Origin of the sequence: Nostoc sp. (assembly GCF_036917235.1) — a bacterium.
Classification (GTDB): Bacteria; Cyanobacteriota; Cyanobacteriia; order Cyanobacteriales; family Nostocaceae; genus Nostoc.
Genome location: NZ_JBALDU010000067.1, coordinates 100,884 through 125,622, shown reverse-complemented (window position 1 = coordinate 125,622; position 24,739 = coordinate 100,884). Strand labels below are relative to the sequence as shown.

General features: G+C 41.0%; 20 protein-coding genes, 1 tRNA gene, 1 CRISPR repeat array and 1 riboswitch. Of the genes, 12 read left to right on the top strand and 9 right to left on the bottom strand.

The genetic code is table 11. From position 1 onward, the window contains the following. Positions 1 to 487 precede the first annotated feature (487 nt). The gene (locus V7K44_RS19925) at positions 488 to 2,908 is read right to left on the bottom strand and encodes a sucrose synthase (protein ID WP_334933636.1); all 2,421 of its coding nucleotides are present in this window, start codon (positions 2,906 to 2,908) and stop codon (positions 488 to 490) included. 1,254 nt (positions 2,909 to 4,162) lie between these two features. Here V7K44_RS19925 and V7K44_RS19920 point away from each other — a divergent pair. Beyond that, complete coding sequence (locus V7K44_RS19920) at positions 4,163 to 6,070, top strand: filamentous hemagglutinin N-terminal domain-containing protein (RefSeq protein ID WP_334933621.1); 1,908 nt, start codon at positions 4,163 to 4,165, stop codon at positions 6,068 to 6,070. Positions 6,071 to 6,267: 197 nt separating this feature from the next. Here the strand turns inward: V7K44_RS19920 and V7K44_RS19915 are convergent. After that, positions 6,268 to 6,340 (bottom strand) — tRNA-His (locus tag V7K44_RS19915). Between the two features lie 124 nt (positions 6,341 to 6,464). Here V7K44_RS19915 and V7K44_RS19910 point away from each other — a divergent pair. The 7 genes from V7K44_RS19910 (at position 6,465) to V7K44_RS19880 (ending at position 12,915) form a co-directional block, all read left to right on the top strand. After that, complete coding sequence (locus V7K44_RS19910; protein WP_334933620.1) at positions 6,465 to 6,848, top strand: DUF4359 domain-containing protein; 384 nt, start codon at positions 6,465 to 6,467, stop codon at positions 6,846 to 6,848. A 520-nt stretch (positions 6,849 to 7,368) separates the two neighbouring features. After that, positions 7,369 to 8,094 (top strand): sirohydrochlorin chelatase, encoded by a 726-nt coding sequence (locus tag V7K44_RS19905; RefSeq protein ID WP_334933619.1) that lies wholly within the window; start codon positions 7,369 to 7,371, stop codon positions 8,092 to 8,094. After that, positions 8,095 to 8,874 (top strand): uroporphyrinogen-III C-methyltransferase, encoded by a 780-nt coding sequence (gene cobA / locus V7K44_RS19900; RefSeq protein ID WP_334933618.1) that lies wholly within the window; start codon positions 8,095 to 8,097, stop codon positions 8,872 to 8,874. Between the two features lie 45 nt (positions 8,875 to 8,919). After that, positions 8,920 to 9,081, top strand: a riboswitch (cobalamin riboswitch). Between the two features lie 22 nt (positions 9,082 to 9,103). After that, positions 9,104 to 9,517, top strand: coding sequence for a DUF1636 family protein (locus V7K44_RS19895; protein WP_334933617.1), 414 nt, complete (start codon positions 9,104 to 9,106; stop codon positions 9,515 to 9,517). Between the two features lie 523 nt (positions 9,518 to 10,040). After that, on the top strand, positions 10,041 to 10,799 hold the full coding sequence (locus V7K44_RS19890) for a cobalt-precorrin-6A reductase (protein WP_334933635.1): 759 nt from the start codon (positions 10,041 to 10,043) through the stop codon (positions 10,797 to 10,799). 78 nt (positions 10,800 to 10,877) lie between these two features. Then, positions 10,878 to 11,483 (top strand): PEP-CTERM sorting domain-containing protein, encoded by a 606-nt coding sequence (locus V7K44_RS19885; RefSeq protein ID WP_334933616.1) that lies wholly within the window; start codon positions 10,878 to 10,880, stop codon positions 11,481 to 11,483. A gap of 562 nt (positions 11,484 to 12,045) precedes the next feature. Then, on the top strand, positions 12,046 to 12,915 hold the full coding sequence (locus V7K44_RS19880; RefSeq protein ID WP_334933615.1) for an inositol monophosphatase family protein: 870 nt from the start codon (positions 12,046 to 12,048) through the stop codon (positions 12,913 to 12,915). A gap of 397 nt (positions 12,916 to 13,312) precedes the next feature. Here V7K44_RS19880 and cspC read toward each other — a convergent pair whose 3' ends face one another. Next, a complete protein-coding gene (gene cspC / locus V7K44_RS19875) occupies positions 13,313 to 13,603 on the bottom strand; it encodes a cold shock-like protein CspC (protein ID WP_442940703.1) in 291 nt (96 codons plus the stop codon). A 161-nt stretch (positions 13,604 to 13,764) separates the two neighbouring features. Here cspC and V7K44_RS19870 point away from each other — a divergent pair, with 161 nt between their 5' ends. The 3 genes from V7K44_RS19870 to V7K44_RS19860 all read left to right on the top strand — a co-directional run bounded on the left by V7K44_RS19870 (position 13,765) and on the right by V7K44_RS19860 (position 17,264). Further along, entirely contained in the window at positions 13,765 to 14,895 is a 1,131-nt protein-coding gene (locus V7K44_RS19870; RefSeq protein WP_334933614.1) for a 2-dehydropantoate 2-reductase, read from the top strand. A 154-nt stretch (positions 14,896 to 15,049) separates the two neighbouring features. Then, positions 15,050 to 16,537: an ABC transporter permease subunit gene (locus V7K44_RS19865; RefSeq protein WP_334933613.1), complete on the top strand. Its 1,488-nt coding sequence runs from the start codon at positions 15,050 to 15,052 to the stop codon at positions 16,535 to 16,537. Continuing rightward, positions 16,530 to 17,264, top strand: coding sequence for an amino acid ABC transporter ATP-binding protein (locus tag V7K44_RS19860; RefSeq protein WP_334933612.1), 735 nt, complete (start codon positions 16,530 to 16,532; stop codon positions 17,262 to 17,264). The genes V7K44_RS19865 and V7K44_RS19860 overlap by 8 nt, the downstream gene beginning before the upstream one ends. Here V7K44_RS19860 and V7K44_RS19855 read toward each other — a convergent pair. Next, positions 17,261 to 17,749, bottom strand: coding sequence for an NUDIX hydrolase (locus V7K44_RS19855; protein ID WP_334933611.1), 489 nt, complete (start codon positions 17,747 to 17,749; stop codon positions 17,261 to 17,263). The two genes, V7K44_RS19860 and V7K44_RS19855, sit on opposite strands and share 4 nt — an antisense overlap. A 104-nt stretch (positions 17,750 to 17,853) precedes the next feature. Here V7K44_RS19855 and V7K44_RS19850 point away from each other — a divergent pair, with 104 nt between their 5' ends. Next, positions 17,854 to 18,432 carry an NADPH-dependent FMN reductase gene (locus V7K44_RS19850; RefSeq protein WP_334933610.1) on the top strand — a complete coding sequence of 193 codons (579 nt, stop codon included), beginning with the start codon at positions 17,854 to 17,856 and terminating at the stop codon, positions 18,430 to 18,432. An 82-nt stretch (positions 18,433 to 18,514) separates the two neighbouring features. Next, positions 18,515 to 21,006: a CRISPR direct-repeat array (repeat unit 37 nt; unit sequence GTTTCAATCCCTAATAGGGATTTTGATGAATTGCAAT). Positions 21,007 to 21,274: 268 nt separating this feature from the next. Here the strand turns inward: V7K44_RS19850 and cas2 are convergent. Genes cas2 through V7K44_RS19825 form a run of 5 tightly spaced genes read right to left on the bottom strand, consistent with a single transcriptional unit; the run spans position 21,275 to position 24,737 of the window. Next, positions 21,275 to 21,562, bottom strand: a complete 288-nt coding sequence (cas2, locus tag V7K44_RS19845; RefSeq protein WP_334933609.1) for a CRISPR-associated endonuclease Cas2 — start codon at positions 21,560 to 21,562, stop codon at positions 21,275 to 21,277. Positions 21,563 to 21,601: 39 nt separating this feature from the next. Further along, the gene (gene cas1d, locus V7K44_RS19840; RefSeq protein WP_334933608.1) at positions 21,602 to 22,606 is read right to left on the bottom strand and encodes a type I-D CRISPR-associated endonuclease Cas1d; all 1,005 of its coding nucleotides are present in this window, start codon (positions 22,604 to 22,606) and stop codon (positions 21,602 to 21,604) included. Positions 22,607 to 22,665: 59 nt separating this feature from the next. Next, the gene (gene cas4 / locus V7K44_RS19835; RefSeq protein ID WP_334933607.1) at positions 22,666 to 23,259 is read right to left on the bottom strand and encodes a CRISPR-associated protein Cas4; all 594 of its coding nucleotides are present in this window, start codon (positions 23,257 to 23,259) and stop codon (positions 22,666 to 22,668) included. A gap of 31 nt (positions 23,260 to 23,290) precedes the next feature. Continuing rightward, entirely contained in the window at positions 23,291 to 24,127 is an 837-nt protein-coding gene (cas6, locus tag V7K44_RS19830) for a CRISPR-associated endoribonuclease Cas6 (protein WP_334933606.1), read from the bottom strand. After that, positions 24,117 to 24,737, bottom strand: a complete 621-nt coding sequence (locus V7K44_RS19825) for a 2OG-Fe(II) oxygenase (RefSeq protein WP_334933605.1) — start codon at positions 24,735 to 24,737, stop codon at positions 24,117 to 24,119. Before V7K44_RS19825 ends, cas6 begins: the two co-directional genes overlap by 11 nt. Positions 24,738 to 24,739: the final 2 nt, after the last annotated feature.

Here is a 24,739-nt window from a genome sequence, read left to right as displayed (position 1 = left end):
TGTGATTTAGCTTATCTAGCTAGGGTCAGCACATTTTATCAATAATTTGTGGTAAATTCGCATTAAATCTTGCTTGTTGATAATATTTTATAGCGGTTCTCAATTGCGTGAAATACAGACCTAACCCCCAGCCCCTTCCCTGCGAGGGAAGGGGAGTAAGCATCAAAGCCTCTCTCCTTTTAGGAGAGAGGTTTGCAGAGAGGTCAAAATGTATTGCATCCAAACGAGAAGCGCTATATACGTAGGTGTAGCCGGTCGTAGACATAGGTTTCGGATCTGGAACATTAATCAAAAGGTAAATCCTTATTGTTGCGTTAATACATAAATAAAGCTTTTTGTCTAGAGTAATTTAGATGCCCTTACATACGCTTGGGTTAAGCCCGAAATCCTTTGTAGATGCGTTGCATTGCAACGTCTACTACATATCAAAAATTCTTAACCCAAGCGTATTGAGTTAAATATGGAACAGCTTATCCCTTTTAACTTATTATCGGTACTTATGCTGCTCTAATAGCTGTTGCGCTCTTGGCTTGTAAATTAAATAGAACAAAGCCTCGATATAGCGCAATAAATCTTCTCGATTTTCCTTGGAAGTAAAGTTCCAGAAGCCATAAATCCGTGCTAATGATAACAGCTTGCTAGTGTGAATTTTCCAAGTATAGGTGCTGTAAACTCGGTCAATTCCTCGCTGCGAAATTTCACTCCAATAGTTAGGATTTTCTTCGCATTTAGTGATAAAGTCCACAATTTTGGTGGCTGTCTCCTCTAAATTCGTTGGGTTAATCAAAAAGCCATTCACCTTATCTTGAATAATCTCTAATGGCCCACCAAACTGTGTGGCAAAAGTCGGTAATCCTGAAACCATCGACTCTAAAATTGTCAAACCAAAAGCTTCAAATAAAGCTGGTTGTACAAAAATTCCTTGACGATCGGCAATGACTCGGTAAATTTCACCAGAATCAGTTTTAGTCAGGCGCACACCCAGCCAACGAATCTTTCCGTGGAGATTGTACTGGTCAATTATTTGGTAGAGTTTGATAATTTCGTCACGTTCTTCGTTGTCGCCTGATTCTTCGACGCGTAATTTACCCGCTACTAAAATTAAGTTGCAATGCTCTTGTAATTCTTTACTTTGACCATAACATTCAGCTAAACCTGTGAGGTTTTTGATGTGGTCAAGACGCGCCATTGAGAAGAGAGGGCGTTTGTTAGGATCGTCGAGTTTACCAAAGATTTGTGTGGGGTCTTCCAGAGTAAAGAGTGTTTCTGCAAGGCGTTGGCGATCGCTCTCTACCCGGTCTTTATTTCGGGTGTAGGGGAAGTAATTATTTTCATTTACTCCCGGCGGTACAACATTAAATTTGGGACTAAATAATTCAATGCCATTAGTAACATGATACAACTCCGGCATGGTGAAGCACTTATAAGATTCGTACTGTCCCACACTATCTGGTGTCCCGACAATTTCTTGGTAGGTGCTGCTAATCACAAAATTGGCAGCATTCATGGCAATCAAATCAGCTGTGAATTGCAAGGAAAAATGATATTTCTCCTCTAATTCTTGCCAGTAGAGGTTACTGAACAAATATTTAGATTTTTCCAAAGCATGGGCAACATTGCATTGAGTAACTTTCAACCGTCGCGCCAACAAGAATGCTATTAAATTTCCATCAGTATAGTTTCCAACTATTAAGTCAGGTGTGCCGTGAAATTCTGCCCGTAGTTCTCTTTCGGAATCAATGGCGAAAGTTTCTAGATAAGGCCAAAACTCAAACCGAGAAATCCAGTTTTGAGTCATGTTAGGGTTAAATTCCCGTAAAGGCACTCGCAAAATCCAGGCATTTTCGGTACCCAGGACTTTTTCTAGCCGTTGATTACAAAGGGTACCATCACTATTGGGAATCAAGCGGGTGAGAATAATTACCTTTGGCTCGACATTCAATTTCTCTAAACCCGCAAGCAGGACATCTTCTTGTAGCTGCTTCTCTAGGCTCTTTGCTTGGTCAAGGACGTAAACTACCTGACCACCGGTATCGGGACGCCCTAAAACTCCCTCTTGCCCAAACCAACCGTGAGCTGACACCAGGACGATTCTAAAAATCATCGGGATGCGAGAAATGAATGCTTCTAGGGTTTGAGGATCGGCAGAATCAATCAATTCATCAAGAATATTTAAGGTTTCCTGCACTCGCGCTGCGGTGTTACCCCAACCCGGCTCAAAACCCATTGACTGCAATTGGAAGCGGAATTGTTCGTAGGGTTCATCTGCGGGGCGATTATTAACAAAACTGATAGCTTTCTTAACTTGCTCGGAAAGTTGCTGCTGTGATTGAATGCGATCGTTGACTAGCAGTTGCACACCGTTGTAGTGGTGCAGGCGCAAGAAATTCAATAAGCTGTCCAGCAATTGTTTGGAGTCTTGAAATATTTTGCTGGATAGATAGCGGTTGAGGAATTGCACCCCTTTACCAATATTTTTGGGGTCGCGGATGACTGGGGTGTAGTCATAAAACGGGCCGAAGTCCAATTCTAGCAAGCCGCCGTCGTTAGGATGAAATTTGTCCACCAAGCGATCGCGCAGATCCAACAAATCCTGCACCGTCATCGGCTCAATGCTTAAGTCTGATGTCAACCAATAAACTTCTTGGCTGGCAATCTTAGAACGGATGATAAAACAGAAGTTTGAGTCCTCCTGAATTATTTCCTGAGTATAGTAAATGAGTTTGCCTAATTCCGAGGAAGTGTAAAAGCCTTCAGGTTTCTGGGATTTGGAGCAATACTCACTATATACATTGAGTATGTCGTTCCGTAGCAAGTACTTCTTTTCTTGTTGACGTAATTCACTAATAAAGGAACGTAGATCACTTTTTTCTTCACTATCTAAGACTGCTTGAAGCAATTCAGACATAGCAACTCCACTAAATGACGATGTTTGCATTGTTAACTTTCTAGGCGAGACAAATAAGCCTCCACCTTTTGTTAGACATATATAAACACGAAACAACACAGATAAATTATATTTACCTGTGTACCTACAAGTATCAACTTTTCAGCAGGCACTTAAATCATGTTCTACTTTACTTAAAGTATCTATGACTCAGTATTTTTGGATCTTACTAAAGGAATACAATTTTTATTTCTTTTGATAGATGTTAATAAATAACTGCATCATAAGATTTTGGGCACAAATTATCACGCCCTCAATTGCTTAATGTAATATTTACTATATCATTTATTTACGTATATTTTGACGAGCGGCATATACAGCATAATTCAGAATTCATATAATCAGAATAGGCTGCGCTAACAGAAGTAAAATAGGCTTTGATAGCTTGTGTAGTTCACCAACTTGAAATCCCTTGTATGTAAAGTAAATAATTTAAAAAATAAAATATGATTCCTGTATGGTGTTAATTTTGGGAATAAGTAATAGTCTTGCCATAATCTCTTTTTAAAGAATCGAAATAAAAGTTAATAGTTTTGCTGAAGTTTAACTATTTAGTTCAAATTAAATGAATTAAAATAAATTTTTGTTCAAAAACAGACTAATATTGATTTAACACACTTATAATTTAGGCATAAAGTCGTTTAAATTTGGTTGATTTATATGGCTAACAATACAGATAAGTTAACAGCTTCTGAGCACAGTATAGGCAACATTTTGATTATGTCTTTACTTGCCTTCTGTGGGCTGACTTTGATCGTTCTTCTAGGCATTTTTTAACAAATGTGCGTTCAAAAACTTCTAAGGTTAGATTCCCGACTTTTCTAAAATGTCGGGAATTTTAATATGAAAGAGATATATTTAGAGGTCGTTTGAACCTAGATTCCGCAGGTTGAAGGTCAAGTTGTGGTATTTTGAAGTCTAAGTGAATGAAAGTAGTGATGGCATTTGCAAATGAGCAAATAAATACCGTCCATTGAAACCCAAGATATAGGCCATCTGGGGATGGTATCACAGGCGTAGGCAATTTCTAGGGTGGTTTGCGTTAAACATCGGCGTGCTTCATTCTAAATAGAACAAGTCGGATTTCTTTGCACGTATTATTTCGCCATCTTCAATATGAACCAGAACTGAAGGTATTAACCTGACGAACACTAATTGTGGTTAACTCAAAAAAGAGTTCATCTGTTACAAAGCTTAAAGGGTGAGATGTTTGGGATGACTATTCGCTGGTGTTTGGGGATTGTGATGGGAGGTGCGATCGCTTTAGGGACAAATTATGCTTCTGCTCAAATTACCCCAGATAGCACTTTGCCTAATAACTCTGTCGTTACACTAGATGGCAATACCCTCAATATCACAGGGGGAACACAATCTGGTGTTAACTTGTTTCACAGCTTTAGGGAGTTTTCTGTCACTACTGGTAGCACAGCCTACTTTAACAATGCTGTGGGTATTCAGAATATCATTAGTCGAGTAACGGGTCGGTCAGTCTCTAACATTGATGGGTTAATTAGCGCTAACGGCAGAGCTAATTTGTTTTTGATTAACCCAAATGGGATTATTTTTGGACAGAATGCTTCGTTAAATATTGGTGGTTCTTTCTTGGCAAGTACGGCGAGTGCAGTCAAATTTGCTGATAGTTTTGAGTTCAGTGCAACTGCACCGCAAACAAAGCCCCTCCTGACTGTAAGTATTCCTATTGGCTTGCAATATGGATCAAATCCGGGGAGTATCCTTTATCAATCTCAGGATTTAGAACTGCAACCAGGTAACACTTTGGCGTTAGTGGGTGGTGATGTGAGTTTTGATAGTGGGATAATGTTTGCTCCTAATAAGCTAGTCGAGTTAGGAGGTTTAGCTACAGAGGGAACGCTAGGATTAAGTTTAGATGGTAACAGACTACAGTTGAGTTTTCCCAATGGTGTAGCGCGATCTGATGTTTCCCTTATTAATGCTCTAGTTTATGGTAATGACATTAATATTAATGCTAAAACACTTTTAATTGATAAAGATAGCGTTATCTGGGCTGATGGAAACATTGGAAACATATCGATACAGGCTAGTGGCTCTGTTTTTTTAAAAGATAGCACGGTACAGGCAGATGGAAATTTGTTGGTGCAAGCTAGTGACTCAGTTTCTATTACAAGAGATAATTACTCTGCTTTTCGTATAAAAGACAACACATACATAACAAAGACAAATAATATTACTGCTGAAAATGTTCATATCCAAGCACGCTCTGTTTCTTTAAATAACGGGTCTGTAATCTCGGCGAGAAGAGATGCAAGAGAAAGAGGCTTACTTACAGTAAAAGCGAACCAGATTAATTTGGATCAAGGATGGCTTGATGGCGATGATATTGTGTTGCAGGTAAAAGATTTAATACTGATGCGTAATTTCAGCGCCATAAGTATTTATAGCTACAATGATAAGGGTGGCAGTATCAGAATTGATGCACAACATGGCTTTTTAGTGACCAGTAACAATAGCGACATCGATGCCAATGTATTCTACGGTAACGGGGGGAAGATAACCATCACCACCACTAGCATTTTTGGTTTAAATGTACCTAATCGAAAAGACGTAATATCCCCAGAACCGGGAGTAATAAGTGATGTATTCGTCAACGATGGCAAACCATATTACATATATATTTCCTCATCTATGCTGCCTACAAATGATGTCACGGCGTTTTCGGAGCAAAATCCCTCTGCAAGCGGTATAAAAACTATTAATATACTTGGTATTAGCCCAAGATTAGTACAGCTGCTACCCACAAATCTGGTTGATACTTCCCAGCTACTTGACACTAGCTGTAACCCTAGAAGCAAGCAACAAGCTAGTTCATTTATCATCACTGGACGTGGCGGTTTACCCCGCAACCCCTATAACTTTCTTTCTCCTAATGCAGTTCTGGTAGATTGGGTAACTCTCAATCCCAGCATCAGAAACCGCAAGAGTCCACCTGTTACCATCAAACCTACTACTGTTACGCCAAAACCCATTGTAGAAGCTACAGGGTGGGTGATAAATGACAAAGGGGAGTTGGAATTTACAGCGAATGCACCCACCACACCTCATGGTTCATGGCAGAACCCTGTATCTTGCCGTGCTGCTTCTTAGATGTTAATGTCCGTTTTAGAATACCCAGACTATTAAGGATAAACTTGGTCACGACTTTAGGATTGCGATCTCTAGTCTGTAAGTCTATAAAGCTACAGATCGCATATCTTTATCCTTGTTAAAGTTATGATTACAAGGATTTACACCATCTAACCCACCTTCTACAGGAGTGCAGATATTAATATGAAATTATCTAGGGCGAACGATGGGAATTGAACCCACGAATGGTGGTACCACAAACCACTGCCTTAACCACTTGGCTACGCTCGCCATTCAACAATTTGAATTATAGCAATAATTTGGCAATCGATCAAGAGTTTTTGTTCAAGGAACGGACTTAGTTGATTTAGAGTCTCTGGAATCTAACGATTACAACGAATTTTACTTGGCAAATATGAAACCATTGACCATCATTGCGTATACTGGAGCAGCAGTAGGCCTCGCCGCCTTGGGTGTGACAATGGCGAAAACCAATCCTAGTCAAGTTGAATATGAAGAATATGCAGTTCAACGCCTGACAAAATACTTAAAAACCGATGTATGTAAAAAAACTACGAATATTATAGAAAATTTAATCCGTTTTAATTGTGATAAGTTAGTTGACTCGGCTAACCCGCAAATCCAAGAAATTATTGGCAAGACTACAGAAAGGCAAGATTTCCTTATTTTTAGTGTTTACCGTACAAATTTAAAAATAAATTCTTGGATACCTTCATACAAATTTGAAACGGTAGGAGCTTTTAATCAATTTTATACTTACACTGCCGAAGAACAATAAGGTAAGCAGCAGGGTGAAGAATATACAGCAGAATTCAGGAGTCAGAATCGGCTGCGCTAACAGAAGAAAAACAAGCTTTATACCCGGTTTTGAAACGAATATAGCGGTTCTCAGTTGCATAGAATACAGACCTAACCCCCAGCCCCTTCCCTTCTAGCGTTGGGGAGTAAAATTCAAAGCCTCTCTCCTAAAAGGAGAGAGGTCAAAGTGTATTGCATCCGAACGAGAAGCGCTATAGTTGTGTACTTTACAACTTGAATTCCGCTGTAAAAGTGATTAAGAATAATTCTGGGCGTTGCTGAATTAAGGGATGATTCTTGTGGGGTGGGCATCCTGCCCGCCCGTAAATACAAGGGACGCTCATGTTGCCCATCCCACAAAAATAGTAAAATCATCCCGCAAATATGCAACCCCTAATTCTGTTTAGTAATTGATAATAGTTTCAATAATTACCAGAGTACTTATGAACCCCGGCTGAATCTTAAGTAAGATATAGTAACTGAAAGTTGAAGCTTTGCCGATGTCATCTGCCTATTTGCTATTGTCTCATGGAAGTCGCGATCGCCGCCCAGAAATTGCTATGCAGCAACTAGCTAGGCTGGTATGTCAGAAATTGTCAAGCGAACATTTGGTTGGCATCGCTGCTTTAGAAATGAGTCCTCAACCTTTACACGAGCAGATTCAACAATTTGCTAAGAGCGCTTTTGGCGATTGCATACAGTCTCAAAACGAAAATCGCCTCAAAATTGTACCGCTATTTTTGCTGCCGGGAGTGCATGTGATGACAGATATTCCTGCCGAAGTAGCACTCGCACAACAGGCTGCTGGTCAAGATACTATCATTGAGTTGCAACCATATTTAGGTTCTCACCCTAATTTAGAGAAATTGTTGGCAAAGCAAATAGCTGCTATCAAAGCAGAAGCATGGATTCTCTTAGCTCATGGTAGCAGTCGCCCAGGTTCGCAAGTAAGTGTGGAAGCAATGGCGGCGAGTTTGGGAGCCGTGACTGCTTATTGGGCTGGGCCTCCTAGTTTAGAATCACGAGTGAAAGAGTTAGTAACTGCTGGTTATCGGGAAATTGCAATTTTGCCATACTTTTTATTCGCTGGTGGAATAACCGATGCGATCGCCACCTCAATAGAAGAGCTAAAATTACAATTTTCTGCGGTGAATTTCCAATTGGCAGAGCCACTGGGAGCAAGTGCAGAATTAGCCGAGCTAATTTGGGATTTAACAGATAGATAGATGAACCGCACAGAAAAACAGGAGAACAAGTATTTGGGAAAGGTTTATTTAGTAGGTGCGGGGCCAGGAGATCCAGGACTAATTACCCTGAAGGCAAAAGGTTTGTTGGAATGTGCAGATGTAGTTATCTATGATGCCTTGGTGAGTCCGGCCATTTTGGCAATGATTAATCCCCAAGCCGAGCAAATTAATGCTGGTAAACGTGCGGGGAGACATTCGTTGTTGCAGTCAGAAACAACTCAATTGCTGATTGATAAAGCGCAGGATAATGCAATTGTAGTGCGACTCAAGGGTGGCGATCCGTTTATTTTTGGTCGCGGTGGCGAAGAGATGGAAGAATTAGTCAAAGCTGGAATATCAACGGAAGTAGTCCCAGGTATCACATCGGGGATTGCAGCAGCAGCATATTCGGGTATTCCTTTGACTCATCGGCTGTATAGTTCATCAGTGACATTTGTAACTGGTCATGAAGCGGCGGGTAAGTATAGACCGATTGTGAATTGGAGTGCGATCGCTCACGGTTCCGAAACCATTGTAATTTATATGGGAATTCACAATTTGCCTTATATTGTGGAAGAATTAAGTACTGCTGGGTTGAATTTACAAACGCCCATTGCTTTAGTGCGCTGGGGTACGCGCCCAGAACAAGAAGAATTGATTGGGACATTGGAAACAATTGTCAAACAGGTAGAGGAAACTGGATTTAGTGCCCCTGCGATCGCAGTTATTGGACAAGTCGTGAATATGCACAGTATTTTGTCTGGTTGTCGTCCAGTTTGATAGTTGGCAGCTTATTGTTTCGTATTTTCCGATAACCCTAGTGTACGATCGATAAGGTTATTCGGTTCTGGTGGGAGTCAGCTACCAGAGGTAACGGGGAAAGTTCGGTGCAAATCCGGCGCTGTCCCGCAACTGTGAACCAATTTGAGATTAAGGAAAATCTCAAGTTGAGTGAGTCAGGATGCCCGCCGAAATAGATTTATTAGTTTCACATATCTGCGAGGTACAGATGACTACGACTATAAATATTTCCCCAGCCAGTCCTTTGGGTGTTGCTGAACATACTTTATTTGTTTGCAAAACCTGTGCCAGTGTTTGGCAAAATGGAAAACGTTTAGGTGAAAGTGGTGGTGAAAAGCTTCTACACCAACTTCAGCAGCTGGCACAAGATTGGGAGTTACGAGATGAATTCCCGATTCAGGAAGTTGAATGTATGAGTGCTTGTAATCGTTCTTGTGTAGTTGCCTTTAGTGCCAAAGGCAAATTAACATATTTATTTGGTGATTTAGCCGTTGATGGTAGTGCCTCTGCGGTACTGGAATGTGCTAGTCAATACTATGCTAAAGCAGATGGTTTGCTGCCTTGGTCAGAGCGTCCAGAAGCAATGAAAAAGGGCATTTTGGCAAAGATTCCACCTTTATGAAGAAGAACTCAGAAGTCAGAATGGGCTAAACCTTAGCTATCCGCTAACAGCAAAGTTTTCTGTACTAATAGCTGATAGAGCCAAGGGAACTCCAAGAAATAAATTATCCAATCTTGTGGGGTGGCATTGGTGTCAACTTAACGCTAAACCCGCTTGGTGAGAAGGTTTTGCCCTCACCCCCAGCCCCTCTCCCCAAGAGAGAGGGGAGCTAGACATTCAATTCCCCTTCTCCCAAGGGAGAAGGGGTTAGGGGATGAGGGCGTGAGGGATTTGTAAAACGCCTGTCCGATATAGTTTTCGGCTTAAGTTGACACCAATGGCAAGATGCCCACCCCACAATCAATAATTGAATATTTTTTTATTTGGAAGTCCCCAAGCAAAGCGAGTCCGCGAGAGTTTGGGGATAGATTAAAACCTCTTTCGTCGTGGGCAAAAATAAATTCAAATATTCTTCCTTGAACCTATCCGTTTATGGGTAGAGTATTCTGAATCCTGAATTCTGAATTCTGACTCCTTTTTAATGATGCGTGTTTTGATTCTGGGTGGGACGGGTGATGCAGCAGAACTAGCTGCCAAAGTTACGACTATCCAAGGGTTAGAAGTAATAACTTCTCTTGCTGGCCGCACCCGTGAACCGTCAGTACCGCTGGGCGATTTACGGGTTGGAGGCTTCGGGGGTGTGGCTGGATTGGCTAGCTATCTGCGAGTCATGGAAATCGACTTATTAATTGATGCAACCCATCCTTTCGCTAGTCAGATTTCCTTCAATGCAGCAGATGCGGCAACGAAAGTTGGAGTACCCCGTCTGATGTTAATCCGTCCGCCTTGGGAAAAAGAAAGTGGCGATCGCTGGATTGAAGTTGATAATGTTGCAGCCGCAGCAACAACCCTGCAAAATCAGTCACAGCGGGTATTTTTGACAGTTGGAAGGCAAGAACTCGCCGCCTTTGCTCATTTGGAGAAAATTTGGTTTTTGATGCGGATGATTGACCCTCCTGGCGATGATGCTTTAGTACCGCCGGGAATGGTATTGTGCGATCGCGGGCCTTTTACGCTCAATAATGAGAGACAAATTCTGATTGAGAATAACATTGATACCATCGTCAGTAAAAATAGCGGTGGCGATGCCACAAAGCCTAAGATTATTGCCGCGCGAGAACTGGGCGTGAAGGTTGTGATGGTAAATCGTCCAGCTATACCGCCAGGGGAACAGGTTAGCAATGTTGATGCTGCTTTGGTATGGCTATGCGTAGGCGTAGCCCGCCGTAGGCATCGCTGCTAAATTATATAGGCAAGATTGATAATACGATCTTTGTTAATTTCCGTATAATACACGGGAACGATCGCAGTCACGACTTCCATGAAAAATCTAGCTCTATCTGCCATAGCCCTCGCCACCACATCTGGATTAGTTTTCGGGACAATGCCAGCCGCTTCTGCTTTAAGTTGGAATTGGAATTATTCTGGTACTGGCATAGCGGCGAACGGTACTTTCACCACTAATGACACCCCTAACGATTTGGGTTTTTACTTAATTACTAGAATTACTGGTACGCGAAATGATGAAACAATTACTGGTCTGCAACCCGCCGGGACTCCAATACCAGGAAACGAACCTTTTAATGTTGATAATTTAATTAGTCTTAATACTCAGCAGTTAACAGGTGATGGTTTTGGGTACTCCACTTTGGGAGGAAACTATTCTAGTCCATTTTTCGCGAGTTTTTTGCCGACACCAGGTTATTTAGAGGTTTTTTCTGCGCCGCCAATCATACCAGATTTTGAAAATTTAGGATTAGAAGATAGTGAGTTACCTATTAGTTTTTCTGCAACCATAATTACTGTCCCTGAACCTACTTCTATCCTTAGCCTACTCATTCTTGGGACTCTTGTTGGCGCACCTTCATTACTCAAACCCCATAATCTATCCAAATTTACTCAGAAGAAGCTCGAAAAAGTTTCCTAAAACCATCCAATAAAAATTCAAAATTATACCCTTACAGGAAAGCAAGCTATGCGTAGCGTCTTGTAGAAAAGAGAGTTGCAAATGGGAATTTAAAGCCCGATTGTAGCTTGCTTTTTGTAGGGTAATACCATTTTAGATTTTGGATTTTAGATTTTGGATTGGGAATTGCCTTGGTGCGTCTGGCTTGATGTGAATCCATCTGTCGCAATCATTTTTCAAAATGGTATAACTTTAGCTAAGTACAGTTTTGCGTAAAAGCGTAGCGTTTTTAATGCAAGCCAATGCATTCACAATGCAAGCCGACGCATTGGCATTGTAGGGTATTGCCAAATTTAATTTGCTATGAATTAATGAAATGCTCTACTAAGTGCTGACGTTCGGTTTTAAACCCTTAAATTCATGAGAAAACTTGCAATCTCTCTATAGGCTCTTTGAGACACACAGATTAAAGTAATATAGCAACGGTGGTATCATTGCATCCAAATGATACCGTAATTTTGTCTAGATATAGAATTCTATCGCCCTGCGGACGGTAGATTATTTCTAAAAGGAGTTTGCTGCAATGTCCACAACACCAACTACCCGATTAATTTTAGAGACTTTACTCCCCCATCTCAAAGTAGCAGCAGCTTATGCTAATTTTCTGCAACCAAAAATTGCTGCACTTCCCGCCAAAGAACAAGCAAACAACTTTTTTAGTGCTGCACTTACTGATGCGGATGTGGCTATTCAAAATTTAGTAGAAGTAGTATTACTAGGAACTTTCCCAGATATTCGCTTTTATGGTGAAGAATATGAAAGTTCTAATAATACCAAATATTTTCGTGCTACCGACCTCGGTTCAGAAGGTGATTACTTAGTAACACTTGACCCGATTGATGGCACGAAGTTTTATATGGATGGACATTCTAATTACCAAATTATTCTCAGTATTCTAAATGCGGATGAGTTTGAAGCAGTAATTGCCATTTCTCCTGCCCAAAACATTTATTTTTACGCGCTTCGAGGTGAAGGTGCTTTTAAAGGGACGCTGGAGATGAGTTTAGAAGCCTGTGCCCCGTTAGATATAACATCCGCCAAACCTTCTATTTTATTGGGATGGGGAATGAATTCCATCGCACATTTCTTAAAAGATCGATATAAAGTAATCGATATAGCGGCTGATTACTCTAGTGATATTCAAATTCCCAATCTTAATGGTATTCTCAGTGGCGACTTGAGTGGAGCAGTTATCAAATCGGGCAAATTTCTTGATAGTGCTGCACTCGCTTTTATTGCAAAAGAGGCTGGCTGGATTGTGACTACTCTGGACGGTTCGACTTTACCGCCATTGCATACTTGTAAAAACTATAGTCTGCCTGGATTGATCGTAGCTGCCTCAAAATCTGTTCATCAAGACCTATTAGAAGCAATGCAAAGCGTAGTTGTTTGAGGGTTAATCAATATCGGTTTGGAGATGATTTTTCGTGGTTTGTACCATTTTAGTGTCGCCTATGACAAAGCTAAGGCGGATGACCCTATTAAGGGACTTGCAGAAAATAAATTATCCCAAATTATTTGCATATTTGTAGGGGCGCAAGGCCTTGCGCCCCTATAATGGGATATTTTTTTAACTGGAAGTCCCTAAGTACTTCGCTGCAAAAGAAAATCAAGATTTAGGAGTCGTCAAAGCGCTGCTAAAGCCAGTGTCAAAGCTGGATTTGTCTCCTTTTTCTGCACCCTCTTGACAAAAGTACAATCATTCTAACCTCTCGCCGATGGAGATACAGCTAATTTTCAGTCATGGCTTAGTTACTAAGCAGATTTCAAACTTGTGTTTATTTCAAGTCTTATAGAGCCGTAACATTTACAGCAGCCGGCCCTTTTGAACCACTAGTAATCTCAAATTGAACATTTTGACCCTCAGCTAGCGTTTTAATACCATTGCCTTGAATAGCTGAAAAATGAACGAAAACATCTTTAGATCCGTCTGAAGGTGTAATGAAGCCAAATCCTTTGGACTCATTAAACCATTTTACTTGTCCTTCAATGAGAGCGCCGCCTACAATTGCCGCTACTTCCAAATCATCAAGTTCCTCAATTTCTGGTGCTTGCAAATTTTTAATTTCTATTGTCTTCATATTTGCTAATCTTAATATCAGTTCAATAATAGGCTAACAATAAGCAATAAGAAAATCAACAAAAACAGTAAAACATCCTACCTTTCCCACTTTTCCTACATTGTACGGTCTATCCCCACACACAATTATCATTATCACAAAAACTATTTTGAGTATTTTAATTGATTGACAAAAAGTGCTTTATCTTAACGTTTCACCGATGGGTACTGTTATATTCACAGGTTGATGTTGAAGGTAAGCTAGTCCAAGGTATTCGGTCTAGATTGCAAACGACTGGATACCGTCTTCCACAACTTAATATTTCTTTTGACAAAATGAAAATCTGTATTGTTGGCGCGGGTGCGATTGGTGGATATTTAGGGGCAAAACTGGCACTTGCAGGTGAAGCAGTGACGCTGATTGCGCGTGGTTCTCATTTGGAAGCAATTCAAAAAAATGGGCTGAAGTTACTCATGGCAGACGGTTCCAGCCAAATTGCTACTCCGATGGCAACTAGTGATATCCAGTCAGCGGGGCCACAAGATGTAGTAATTTTAACTGTTAAGGCTCACAGTGTAGCTGCGATCGCACCTTTTCTCCCAGCACTCTACAATCCTCATACAATGGTGGTGACAGCCCAAAATGGCGTTCCTTGGTGGTACTTTCGCAAGTATGGTGGTGAGTATGAAGGTACAAGGATTCAATCTGTTGATCCAGATGGGATTATTGAAGCTAGTATCGGTGCTGAACGTGTCATCGGTTGTGTGGTTTATCCGGCAACTGAGATAATTGAACCAGGTGTAATTAAACATATTGAAGGCGATCGCTTTACTCTTGGTGAAATCGACGGTAGTAAAAGCGATCGCATCCAATTATTAGCACAGACTCTCAAACAGGCAGGATTCAAAGCACCAATTCGCAATCAAATTCGCACGGAAATTTGGATTAAGTTGTGGGGAAATGTAGCGTTTAATCCCATCAGTGCCTTAACTGGTGCGACTCTAGAGGATATTTGCCGTTATCCCCTCACCCGCGAACTAGCGCGGCAAATGATGAGTGAAACTCAAGCGATCGCAGAAAACTTGGGTATAAAGTTTGGCATCACTTTAGAACAGCGAATTAATGGCGCAGAAAACGTTGGTTCCCATAAAACCTCAATGCTACAAGATATTGAAGCCGGACGCACTACGGAGATAGACGCAATTGTTGGCGCGGTGGCAGAATTGGGAAAACTTACTCAAATTCCCACACCTTATATTGATGCTATATATGCCAGTGTCAAGCTGCTGGAAGCGACCAAAATAAGAATTTAACAGTCCATAATTACAACATTCCAATAATTGTTGAAAATTCTCCGCGTACCTCTGCGCTTCCCTCCGCACTCCTCTGCGTTTAAATTTCACCCTCAATTCCCCAAGATTTTACACATTTAAAGTGCAGAATTGAAATTATATAATTATCAAGTTCATGAATAAAAAGAAAGTATGGCTATCAACAATAGTAGTTGTAGCAGTAGTAATCAGCATCATCATCGGACATAGTAATTCTCTAAAAGCTGCTTCACCTTTAGGGAAAGACACCCTGACGATGATTACTTCCCCAGATTATCCGCCTTATGAGTTTTATGATACGAAAGGAGGCGATCGCCAAATCGTTGGCTTTGATATAGATATTGCCAAAACCCTTGCTGAAAAATTAGGGTTCAAACTTCAAATAATGGAATCCGATTTTAATGGATTAATTCCTGCACTCCAAGCAAATCGCGCTGATTTTGTCATGGCTGGGATGACTCCGACTCCAGAACGTCAGAAAAATATTGATTTTTCAGTTATTTATTACGAAGCCAAAGATACAATTGTCGCTCCTAAAGGTAGCAATCTGAAACAGCCGCAAGATTTATCAGGCAAAAAGGTTGGGGTACAACTGGGAACAATACAAGAACAAAATGCCGAGAAAATTGCTAAAAAAGTTACGGGTATTCAACTAAAGCAACTCAACAGAGTGCCGGAAGTAGTTCAAGAAATCAAATCTGGACGAATTGATGCAGCAATTGTTGAGGATACTGTCGCTAAGGGATTTGCCCAAGCTAACCCAGATTTAGAATTTAATGTTATTCCCTCAGAAGAAGCAAGTGGATCTGCGATCGCTTTTCCTAAAGGTTCTTCTTTTGTAGAACCGTTTAACAGAGTTCTTCAACAAATGAAGGACAATGGCACGTTGAATAAACTTGTAGCCAAGTGGTTTTCACAGAATACTACCGCCAATCCTGCATCCTCAACTCCTGCCAAAGGCGGATTGAATCTCGACTTCACCAGAATTCTTCCCGACATTCCCTTTATTCTTCGGGGAATCCCTTTAACTTTGTTGTTCACGCTATTATCTGTATCCTTGGGGTTAATCTGGGGAACAATCCTATCTCTATTAAAAATTCTCGGCATCAAACCGCTTACCTGGGTTGCTAATGCCTACACCTCCGTTTTTCGAGGCACACCTTTGCTATTACAATTGGCGTTGGTTTACTACGCAACACCCCAACTTACAGGTTATGACATTTCAGCATTGCAGGCTGGGGTGCTAACTTTTACTTTGAATTCTGGCGCTTATATGTCGGAAACCATTAGAGGTGGAATTCAGGCGGTGGATAAAGGACAAAGTGAAGCGGCGATGTCTATGGGTGTTCCCTATTGGTTGATGATGTGGGATGTGATTTTGCCCCAAGCATTGAAGAATATTCTCCCCGCATTGGTAAATGAAACTATCGGATTGCTTAAAGATTCCGCGCTGGTGTCAACAATTGGGGTGGTGGAAATATTACGCAGCGCTCAAATCGTTGGTGCAAATAAGTATATTTATTTTGAACCACTGCTATTTGCAGGGTTAATCTACTATGTTTTGGTAATGGGTATGACTTTAAGTGCGTCGGCTTTAGAAAGGAGGTTACGACAAAGTGAATAATGTAGTAATTCGCACGGAACTCTTGTGTAAATCCTTTGGTAAGCTTGACGTACTCAAAGATATTTCCACTGAGTTTTATCAGGGGGAAGTAGTTGCGATACTAGGCCCTTCTGGTTCAGGGAAGTCTACCTTTCTGCGATGCATAAACTTGCTAGAACAACCCACCAGAGGCAGAATCTACTTTAACGAGCAAGAAATTACTAATCCCAAGGCAAACATCGCAAAGGTGCGCCAGCATTTGGTGATGGTATTTCAACATTTTAATTTGTTTCCCCACATGAATGTGCTGGAAAATGTCACCTACGCACCGATAAAGGTAAAAGGAGTAAACAAGCAAAAAGCAGAACAACATGGCTTAGAATTGCTTGCTAAGGTAGGTTTAGAAGAAAAAGTGTCTGTCTATCCATCCAAACTATCGGGGGGACAGAAACAGCGAGTAGCGATCGCGCGGGCATTAGCAATGGAACCTGAGATGATTTTGTTTGATGAACCCACCTCTGCACTAGATCCAGAAATGGTTAAGGATGTGCTGGAAGTGATGAAAGATTTAGCGCTATCTGGGATGACAATGGCGATCGTCACTCATGAAATGGGCTTTGCAAAAGAAGTTGCCAATCGGATTATGTTCCTCGACCAGGGAAGTTTAGCAGAAGATACTACTCCTAGCGAGTTTTTCCAAAATCCTAAATGCGATCGCGCCAAGCAGTTCTTAGAAAAAATGCTTTAGAACAATTGAAATTCGCCGCTTTTTTTGTATTCTTGAAATTTTTCCAAAACGGGGCGATCGTTTGGCATTAATGTAGGTAAGTCAGTCAAATCAAAGAATTCCAGCGCCAGCGATTCTCCATCTAAGCAAGCGAGGCTACCTGACCATTCAACGGCTCGCAAAATCAAAATAAAGGTTTGGACGCGATCGCCATTGGGATAAGTTACAGTTTCAAAGGCTGGGTTAGAAGAAAACCCCACAGCTGCAAAACGCTTAACCGTTAAACCAGTTTCCTCAAAAACTTCTCGTGCTGAACATTCTTCGGCAGATTCGCCTATCTCTGGACAGCCGCCAGGTAGCCCCCAAATTTTGAAATCACTTCGCTTTTGCAATAAAACGCGCCCCGAGGTATCCTCGATAATCACGCGTGCGCCAAACATCAGAAGTAGGCGATCGCCTACAATTTGTCGTAACTTACCGAGATAAGAATCTGACCAATTCGCCATAACGAGAAAGTTTGTAAAGAAAATCTAAAGGTAGCAAATAGCGATCGCCTGAAAACAGGATAATGCAGCTGAACAGGTTAATTATTCCCATTCAACCTAGAATTATGGCACCTACACCGAAAATCCTCGCCTTTGCTGGCAGCACGCGGATAGATTCTTACAACAAAAAATTGGTAAAAATCGCGGCGGCTGGCGCTAAGGCAGCTGGCGCAGAAGTGACTTATCTAGACCTCCGCGATTTGCCTTTACCTCTGTTTGATGAAGACTTGGAAGCTCAAGAAGGACTACCAGCCAACGCCCGCACTTTTAAAGACTTGATGATTTCTCATCAAGGAGTGCTGATTGCTTCGCCGGAATATAACAGTTCACTCACAGCAGTTTTGAAGAACGCCATTGACTGGGCATCTCGTCCAGCCCCAAATGAAGCACCATTGGCTGCTTTTGCAGGGAAGGTTGCTAGTATTATGAGCGCTTCCCCAGGCGCTCTTGGTGGTTTGCGGGGATTGGTTCACCTGCGCTCTATTTTGGGAAACATCAAAGTTTTGGTACTTCCCGATCAAATAGCAGTACCCAAAGCTTATGAAGCTTTTAATGCTGATGGCACGTTAAAAGATCCTAAACAGCAAGAATCTATTGAGCGGTTAGGCGATGGTTTAACAAAGATATTACTGAAGCTTAACTAAATTCTTCAGGTGTTCAGTAAATAACGAACACCTATACAGTAGAATTCAGAATTTAGAATTCAGGAGTCGATTCAACTACTGCGTTTCAATCCCTAATAGGGATTTTGATGAATTGCAATTTTTTACTCATCAGTACGCGGAATTAAGCCACCGCGCAGTTTCAATCCCTAATAGGGATTTTGATGAATTGCAATTTTCTGTGATAGTTATCTTATACAAAAGTCTTCATCTGTTTCAATCCCTAATAGGGATTTTGATGAATTGCAATGTGCCCAAGCTGCTGAACTTGCCATCCCCGCAGAAACAAGTTTCAATCCCTAATAGGGATTTTGATGAATTGCAATCCTACATTTAACTTATGGAAGGTAAGCAGTTGGTGTTTCAATCCCTAATAGGGATTTTGATGAATTGCAATTACGAAATCACCAAGAATATGGAGTGTACTGTCGGTTTCAATCCCTAATAGGGATTTTGATGAATTGCAATTCTCCCCAACATTTTTGTAAATATGTCTGTACTGGTTTCAATCCCTAATAGGGATTTTGATGAATTGCAATTATCTCTTTTAGGTATGTAAGAGCAAGTAAAGTGTTTCAATCCCTAATAGGGATTTTGATGAATTGCAATTCAACGTGCGCGTGTAGCTAGCCTCTCCAATGCTGCGTTTCAATCCCTAATAGGGATTTTGATGAATTGCAATAGAGAAGGTAATACAACTTGCAAATTACCATGGCTACGTTTCAATCCCTAATAGGGATTTTGATGAATTGCAATAGCATTCTGACGACAACTTGCAAAACGCTGACTTTGGTTTCAATCCCTAATAGGGATTTTGATGAATTGCAATTATAGTGGATTTATTACTAGCTTAAGGCTAACAATTGTTTCAATCCCTAATAGGGATTTTGATGAATTGCAATCTGATGCGATATTACTGATGTTATTAGCAATTTTTGATGTTTCAATCCCTAATAGGGATTTTGATGAATTGCAATCCAAAATACCCGATTGCTGTCACGCGCTTGGTGGTATGGTTTCAATCCCTAATAGGGATTTTGATGAATTGCAATTCGAAACCAAGCGCGATAATGCTAACCGCGCCCTTGTTTCAATCCCTAATAGGGATTTTGATGAATTGCAATGATGTCGCGCCAGATAGCCAATTATCAGTGCGAATGTTTCAATCCCTAATAGGGATTTTGATGAATTGCAATTTAGGATGACTTTTACGTTCTAGAAGCAACTTTGTGTTTCAATCCCTAATAGGGATTTTGATGAATTGCAATTCGGCAACTTGTGCGCGGATAGCAACTTCCCATAATTGTTTCAATCCCTAATAGGGATTTTGATGAATTGCAATTCTCTTTGGATGTGCGCGATCTGCTTGACATCAAGTTTCAATCCCTAATAGGGATTTTGATGAATTGCAATCCGTTTATCGACAGTGGTGTTTTTGTTATTATTTGTTTCAATCCCTAATAGGGATTTTGATGAATTGCAATATTTTTAGTTTAAAAAAAGTTTGTACCATCATTTCGTTTCAATCCCTAATAGGGATTTTGATGAATTGCAATTTTGGCAAGGTTCTTATGTCCCCCAGGAAATGTTTCAATCCCTAATAGGGATTTTGATGAATTGCAATTCTTTGATGCAAAGCAGGACCCGGAAATCCATGTGCTAGTTTCAATCCCTAATAGGGATTTTGATGAATTGCAATGCGAGATGCGATCATCGGAGCTTTTGATGCTGACGTTTCAATCCCTAATAGGGATTTTGATGAATTGCAATTTGAAGCGCATCTTTTGGGCTATCGGTGTCATAGTTTCAATCCCTAATAGGGATTTTGATGAATTGCAATCCCTTGCTGCTCAGTGCCATCTCTAGCATTGAGAGGTTTCAATCCCTAATAGGGATTTTGATGAATTGCAATGGAAGCGCAAAGGAAGCGCGAATGGATTTCAATGGTAGTTTCAATCCCTAATAGGGATTTTGATGAATTGCAATCTGGTTTTAACTGACTAGGACGATCTGCCCCAAGGTGTTTCAATCCCTAATAGGGATTTTGATGAATTGCAATTTCGTTCAACTTAAGGTCATTGTTACATTTTTGTGTTTCAATCCCTAATAGGGATTTTGATGAATTGCAATTGCGGCTGGTGTCGGCTTAGGATATTTAGGTTTAGGTTTCAATCCCTAATAGGGATTTTGATGAATTGCAATGCGCAGATATTAGCTGCGACGATACCCGTCGCTTCGTTTCAATCCCTAATAGGGATTTTGATGAATTGCAATGTAAGCTTAAGCTCTCACCAACGACTCTTCAGTATGTTTCAATCCCTAATAGGGATTTTGATGAATTGCAATTTGGAAGCCCTGCGACAGATTGCCTAATTGCTATTCGTTTCAATCCCTAATAGGGATTTTGATGAATTGCAATTAGGTACAAATATACTAACCAAGTGGATAGGTTTCAATCCCTAATAGGGATTTTGATGAATTGCAATTTAATACCATGTTTAACCTCGCATCCTATAAACGTTTCAATCCCTAATAGGGATTTTGATGAATTGCAATGGCGGGAGCCTGAAAGCCAAGCTGTATTTAGTTTTCAAGGTGCAGTTGCGCGATTCTGGAGCAATCATAGCATTAGAGAATTCGTTTGGAAAGAGTGTCAGGGAAATTTAAAAGCTGAAATCGTGTTTTGATAAGCATTTCAGAGATTGCGCGGATGAGGATTAGGCGACTAATGGGTTGAAAGCCTTACTGGAGTTGGGATAGAAGCATTTTTTTGGGGCTGTGGAATTTGTACACCTACCCCTCCGCGCATTTTAAATACAGAAACCTAGCCAGAAGGAGACTCAGCAAAGAAAATTGTTTCGTCTCGTGGCTGTTCTCCGCCAATACGTTCGATTTTTCCCTGACAACAGCCACAGAGAAAATAAAAGCGCACGCTATCGGTGTCGGGTTTAATCAATTTAGACAAACGCGATCGCAGTTTAGCATACTGAGTGGGAGTGATATCGCACTCAAACACACTCAGTTGCATCCATTGTCCGTAAGACTTCAGAACCGAATGGATTTTAGTCCGACGCTTATCTTCTGGAATGTCGTAGCTGACAACAATATACATGGGGGAGTGGGGAGTGGGGAGATGGGGGAGAATGAGTAATTACTTGAGAATTAAAGGGGGATATTTATCGATTTCGTTCATGAGGTACTTACTTAATAACCTGGCTTGAATTTCAAAGGATTTTTGATAGGTGCATTTGTTTCCCATGACTGGATGTTTGAACTCTGATTGTTTCTTTTGTTCGTAGGCGCGAAGAAATGTATGCAGTCCTTCTTTGGTTAAAGACACAGCACCACTGAGCGGTTCGGTGGTAAAGTCAGTTAGGGTTAGCGATCGCTTGTTAATCAGCGACAACACAACAGCATCCACTATTAAAGGACGAAATTCTTCCATCAAATCCAAGGCTAAGGAAGGTCTACCATAACGTTCGACGTGTAAGTATCCTAGATAAGGATCGAAGCCGACAATATTTAAAGCACTTTGCACATCATGACGTAGTAATGAATACCCAAAACTCAGTAAGGCATTAACCGGATCGGTTGGTGGACGGCGGTTTCTGGCTTCAAATCGAAATTCTGGGGTTTTGATTAGCTGTTGAAAACAACCAAAATAAGCTGCACTACCAGCACCTTCTAAGCCTCTGAGGGAATCAATACTGCTAGTTTTTTCGATTGGTGCGATCGCGTTTTCTAATCGAGTGATGTTATTATTCAGGTCTGTATCAGGATGTTCTCGCTGAGTGCGAAGTAAGCTATGGCGGTAATTTTTTAATTTACCCCGTACAAATCCTCTGACTAAATGTATTGCTGGTTCTGATTCTCCTATAGCTTGCCATTGGGCTTTGCGAACAAAAATATTTTTGGTAACTTCTGGTTCTAAACGTCCTAAATATCGTCCATTTTGTGTGAGAAATGTTAAACAGATGTGACGATCTAAAAGTTCCCTGACGACGGCGGGAGAAATAGTAGCCCGTCCTAGTACTACAATCCCTTCTAGTTTAATTAAAGGGATATCCATGATAGTTTTTTGTTCAGCTTTGACGGTGAGGCGTTCGTCAACTTTGCCGATAAAAGCATCAGCTTGTATTACGTAAAGTGTTCCCATTTTTGATTTTTCCTAGTAATAATTAGTGCTTAGGCGAATTCTATTCGTCAGGGTATAATTTAATTGACTTCTTGATAAGTTTTGACTTTATCAGTTGCTTTGGGCAAACATTGCGAATAAAGACTACATCCTTGGCAGCATTTGCTGTAAACTGGTTTTGGCATTGCTCCTGTTTCTAAGAGATTTGTGACAGATTCAATAGTTGCGATCGCACTTTGCCGTAACTCTTGATTAATCTCTACTAATTGCCGTTGATGGGAGTGGGCATAATAGATATATCCAGTAGTAACAGGTTGTCCTGTCATCTCTTCTAAACATAAGGCTTGGGCGCAGACTTGCAACTCATCGTTATCCCATTCGCCTTTGCGTCCTCGTTTATATTCCACTGGATAAATTTCACCTGATTCTGCTTCAATTAAATCAGATTTGCCGATGAGTTTGTATTGCTCAGACTTCAGCCAAATTGCTCGAATTTGCCAAGTTTTTCCGCGCTGTACATCGCTTGTCGTGTGGACGCGATCGTGTAAAGTTGTGCCTTCAATTGTGTATTGATTGTCGGTAAATTCACCTGCACAAAACATCCGCCAACAGCGATGCGGACAATAGGCATATTGATTCAATGCCGCAATGGAAATATATTCAGTTTGATTCATAACTTAGGTAGTTTTTAAATGATTATTGAAATTAGGGAGAATACAGCCGCCGCGTCATCCCCATACCCATTGTTGTTTTTCTGCCGACACCAGTATATAAAGCAAAGTCAGCTAAAGCGTTAATTTGCTTAATTTGTATTGGTTCAACTGCCCCTAAAATTTTATAAGTAACTTCGCCAAGGATGCCAATAAATTTGCTGCGAGAATCAGCTAATATTTCTGTGTGAATATTGACAAATGAGGGAAAAATGGATTCAATTGCAATTTGAGTAAATTCTATGCCACTGTATTTATTCCACCGCGAAAGTAGGGAATTGAAAACAGATTCTCTAGTAGGAAGGGTAGTATCATACTGTCCTTGACGAAAGGCGGTAGGCGTGGAGAAGCTAAGGTTGATGGAAGAATTGCGATCGCTAGCTTCTTCGTATAATTGAGCATAAGTAATGGCATTTGCCCAAGGTTGAATAGATTGGGGTGTGCCTTGAATGCTGGTAATATACAAGTCAGCGGGGCCAAGATGCCAAGGGCGATTGGGATTAAGATTTAGCCAGAGTTGGGTAAGTTTGCCAAATAGAGTGTCATCTAATAAAGAGATGCGCCACCAACAAGGAGTCCCGGCGGGAATGGGTTGTTGATGTGAGTATTGCAATTTAGATCCCCCCCTACCCCCCTTCAAAAGGGGGGAGTTAGTTTGGAGGGGAGAAAGAGTGAAGGCTTTGTCTGCGGTGGAATCGTGCAAGCGATCGCCCAATGTGCTATCTACAGAACTAACGAGGGTTAAAAATAGGGCGTGGAGATGTCTACCTGTGAGATACTGTGGTGGAATGGGCGATTGAGGTAGCAAATTCAACACTAAACTATGAGGCATACTTTCTCTTTTTGGTTGTAGACTGAGTGATTCTTGACTCTACAGTGAACTCAGGGATTTCCTGGAGTTCAGCATCACTCAAACTATACTGTTCACAAACGAGACTTAGGCGATTTCCTGGGGTTTTGACAGCGTTAACCGAATGGGTTAAATCACCTTGAAAGTAAACTAAAGTATTGAATTGGGGCTTAATTTGCCCAAGTTGGCGTTTGTGCGATCGTAATACCAGTTCTCCCCCTTCCATATCTGCTGGTACACGCACATAAAGCACACTGACAACCGCAGGCGGTTCAATAGTCTTGGAGTAGGAACGTAAGGAGCGATCGATATGCGGATCGACACGGGAGCCTTCTTTGAGTTGTAAAGGATTGAGGTAAAAAGCATTACAATTCGCTTGGAGAGCTAAATTTAGGTAAGGTTTGAAGTAGGGAAACTGCTGTTCAACTTTTGCTAATCCAGAACGCTGAAATACGACAGAAAATCCTTTAGTGGCGACAAAATCGCGGTTGAGGTTGTTGATAGCAAAGTAAGGACAAGCTTGGATTTCTCCCCACAAGTTGTTTAGGTAATCGCTGGGGAAGGCATTGGTTTGTTGTTGATAGTGTTTCACGG

What these genes read in the sequence shown, in the direction of transcription:
- V7K44_RS19925 (WP_334933636.1), bottom strand. Translation starts at nt 2,908, where the DNA reads ATGTCTGAATTGCTTCAAGCAGTCTTAGATAGTGAAGAAAAAAGTGAT.
- V7K44_RS19920 (WP_334933621.1), top strand. Translation starts at nt 4,163, where the DNA reads ATGACTATTCGCTGGTGTTTGGGGATTGTGATGGGAGGTGCGATCGCT.
- V7K44_RS19910 (WP_334933620.1), top strand. Translation starts at nt 6,465, where the DNA reads ATGAAACCATTGACCATCATTGCGTATACTGGAGCAGCAGTAGGCCTC.
- V7K44_RS19905 (WP_334933619.1), top strand. Translation starts at nt 7,369, where the DNA reads ATGTCATCTGCCTATTTGCTATTGTCTCATGGAAGTCGCGATCGCCGC.
- cobA (WP_334933618.1), top strand. Translation starts at nt 8,095, where the DNA reads ATGAACCGCACAGAAAAACAGGAGAACAAGTATTTGGGAAAGGTTTAT.
- V7K44_RS19895 (WP_334933617.1), top strand. Translation starts at nt 9,104, where the DNA reads ATGACTACGACTATAAATATTTCCCCAGCCAGTCCTTTGGGTGTTGCT.
- V7K44_RS19890 (WP_334933635.1), top strand. Translation starts at nt 10,041, where the DNA reads ATGCGTGTTTTGATTCTGGGTGGGACGGGTGATGCAGCAGAACTAGCT.
- V7K44_RS19885 (WP_334933616.1), top strand. Translation starts at nt 10,878, where the DNA reads ATGAAAAATCTAGCTCTATCTGCCATAGCCCTCGCCACCACATCTGGA.
- V7K44_RS19880 (WP_334933615.1), top strand. Translation starts at nt 12,046, where the DNA reads ATGTCCACAACACCAACTACCCGATTAATTTTAGAGACTTTACTCCCC.
- cspC (WP_442940703.1), bottom strand. Translation starts at nt 13,603, where the DNA reads ATGAAGACAATAGAAATTAAAAATTTGCAAGCACCAGAAATTGAGGAA.
- V7K44_RS19865 (WP_334933613.1), top strand. Translation starts at nt 15,050, where the DNA reads ATGAATAAAAAGAAAGTATGGCTATCAACAATAGTAGTTGTAGCAGTA.
- V7K44_RS19855 (WP_334933611.1), bottom strand. Translation starts at nt 17,749, where the DNA reads ATGGCGAATTGGTCAGATTCTTATCTCGGTAAGTTACGACAAATTGTA.
- V7K44_RS19850 (WP_334933610.1), top strand. Translation starts at nt 17,854, where the DNA reads ATGGCACCTACACCGAAAATCCTCGCCTTTGCTGGCAGCACGCGGATA.
- cas2 (WP_334933609.1), bottom strand. Translation starts at nt 21,562, where the DNA reads ATGTATATTGTTGTCAGCTACGACATTCCAGAAGATAAGCGTCGGACT.
- cas1d (WP_334933608.1), bottom strand. Translation starts at nt 22,606, where the DNA reads ATGGGAACACTTTACGTAATACAAGCTGATGCTTTTATCGGCAAAGTT.
- cas4 (WP_334933607.1), bottom strand. Translation starts at nt 23,259, where the DNA reads ATGAATCAAACTGAATATATTTCCATTGCGGCATTGAATCAATATGCC.
- cas6 (WP_334933606.1), bottom strand. Translation starts at nt 24,127, where the DNA reads ATGCCTCATAGTTTAGTGTTGAATTTGCTACCTCAATCGCCCATTCCA.